Genomic DNA, 2,161 nt, shown 5'->3' with positions numbered 1-2,161 from the left:
ACAGGAACTATACGTAACATATCCTGTTTTTTCTATTGATATAGATGTGTTAGTTGCTCATATATTGTGCTCTTTTGGTCCTCGCGTCAAGGTCTTTCTGACCAGAGGCCCATCAGGAACTAGTTCCTGATGGGCGGAACCTCTGCGGCCAGAGTATCGTCGTTTTGTGTCTCCAGCCGTTCCATAACCCGGTAGTAATCATGCTGGGTTTTTAGGTTAGACAGTCGGCTGTAGCGCATGGTCAGTTCTATTTCTGAGTGGCCCAGCAACTCCTGGATCGTAACGATATCAGCGCCGCCATTGAGCAGTTGCGTTGCCATTGTATGGCGAAGGCGGTGGCAGGTGATGGATGTCCTGCTTTGCCGAGAGTAATGCTCCATCCGTTTCTGTATTCCCCGGACAGAGAGTGGTTTGCCTCGGAACGTCCCTTTTTCTGCAAGAAAGATGCGAGTGTTCTTCGTGCGGGGGCGTATATGCAGATATGCTGCCAGAGCAGATCCGGCTTCAGTGCTGAAGTAGGTTGTACGATCTTTACCCCCTTTACCGCTCCGGACCATAATCTGACTGCAATGGTAATCGATATCCCCAAGCTCCAGGTTGGCCACCTCTTCAACCCTGAGGCCGCAACGAAGCATCAGCATGAACATCGCTCGGTCCCGTTTGTTGGTGATGACGCTGAAGAACAGATCCAGCTCACTCTGCCTCACGTTTCTCGGAAGCGGTTTTGCCATGCGCAGAGACATTTTTCTGGTTGTCGGGCTCTCAACGTCTCTGCCTTCCTCCTCGTTTAAGTAGCGGTAAAAACTCCGTATCACCAACAGGTATTCGTTGATGGTTTTTGGAGCCAGGTGCTTCTCAAGCAGATGATCCAGATACTGCTTCACATATGCTGACGTAGCCGCCTCGACCGGAACAGGAAGCCAACCCAGGAAGAGTTTGAGCCGGTTAAGATAGTTTTTTACGGTGTGAGCGGAGTAGTTTCTTCTCTTCAAATACCTTCTGTAGTTCAAGATTGATACGCTGAGGTCCATGTTGACTCCCCTGTTCGATTCGATCCATTGCTTTGAAGTATTCGAGCTCTCTGGTTTTATCAGAGACTCTGGCATACCGCATCGTCATCTCTATTTCCTGGTGGCCAAGCAGACGCTGTAATACTTCGATGCGCATGCCACCATTAAGCATGTCGGTTGCGAACGTATGCCGCAGAGAGTGGAGACTGTATCCTTTACCGGATAAGCCGGCACTCGAGATCGCATTTCTCATGACACTCCAGGCAGCAACATAGCTCAGGTTCAACCGTCGTGCCTGCCCGGGAAAGAGGTATTCTGAACGATCATCTCGTTCTGAGAGCCACTGGTGTAGCGCGTGCTCGGCATCACGGCTGTAGTAAACGACGCGGCCCTGGTAGTTCTTCTCTCCCAGATAGATCAAGATCTTGCGTTCCGTGTAAATCAGATCAGATAACTTCACAGCCAAAAGCTCCCCGATCCTCATTCCTGTTCGCAGCAGGAGCAGGATCAATGCCCTGTCTCGAGCGGTGGTAATGACTGCGAGTAAGCTCCGTATGTCATCTAGTGGGATTGCTTTGGGCAGTGCTTGGGGTAGTTTGATTTTTATTTTTGATTGGAGAACTGCTTCAGGTAACACACCGCGCTCAACCAGAAAGCCGATAAACGTGTAGACTGCCCGTAAGTGGTTAACAACCGATTGTACCTTGAGCCCCCGTTCCTGTTCATACTCGACATATGCGCTGATATTCTGGCGGGTAAGTGCGTAGATACTGGTCCCGTCTCTTACAAGAAAATGAAGAAAATACAGGATAATACCGCCCGACTGCTGGATTGTGCTCACTGAGAGATTCCTGATGTACTTGGCGTACAAATATTCAACGGCCAGATCAGCGCCAGGAAGTTTGCTGGCCGCCAGACGTGAGCACCATCGGTGGGTTGTATAGCGCTTAAGTTCGGCGCTGCTATTGTGGTAATGGGCGGTTTTGCTGCCAGAATGATAGGTGAATCCGGTTTTTTGATCAAAAACGGACGTTTTTACCAGACTGAGTTCTTCGGTCATCATCGCCTCCTTTTTCTTTTTCAGAAAAAACAGAACGTTAATGACCTCAGTATATCATTTATGGGGTCTGAATTTTGTTACGTATAGACAG

2 protein-coding genes are annotated in these 2,161 nt (G+C 49.3%); both read right to left on the bottom strand.

From position 1 onward, the window contains the following. Positions 1-119 precede the first annotated feature (119 nt). Positions 120-1,031: a tyrosine-type recombinase/integrase gene (locus BUC26_RS22410; RefSeq protein WP_244155938.1), complete on the bottom strand. Its 912-nt coding sequence runs from the start codon at positions 1,029-1,031 to the stop codon at positions 120-122. Next, entirely contained in the window at positions 946-2,073 is a 1,128-nt protein-coding gene (locus BUC26_RS22405) for a tyrosine-type recombinase/integrase (protein WP_084540865.1), read from the bottom strand. Before BUC26_RS22405 ends, BUC26_RS22410 begins: the two co-directional genes overlap by 86 nt. Positions 2,074-2,161: the final 88 nt, after the last annotated feature.

It is taken from the genome of Desulfofustis glycolicus DSM 9705 (assembly GCF_900130015.1).
In the GTDB taxonomy this organism is placed as follows: domain Bacteria; phylum Desulfobacterota; class Desulfobulbia; order Desulfobulbales; family Desulfocapsaceae; genus Desulfofustis; species Desulfofustis glycolicus.
Note: the sequence above shows the minus strand (reverse complement) of the source record. Positions and strands in the feature narration are given on the sequence as shown.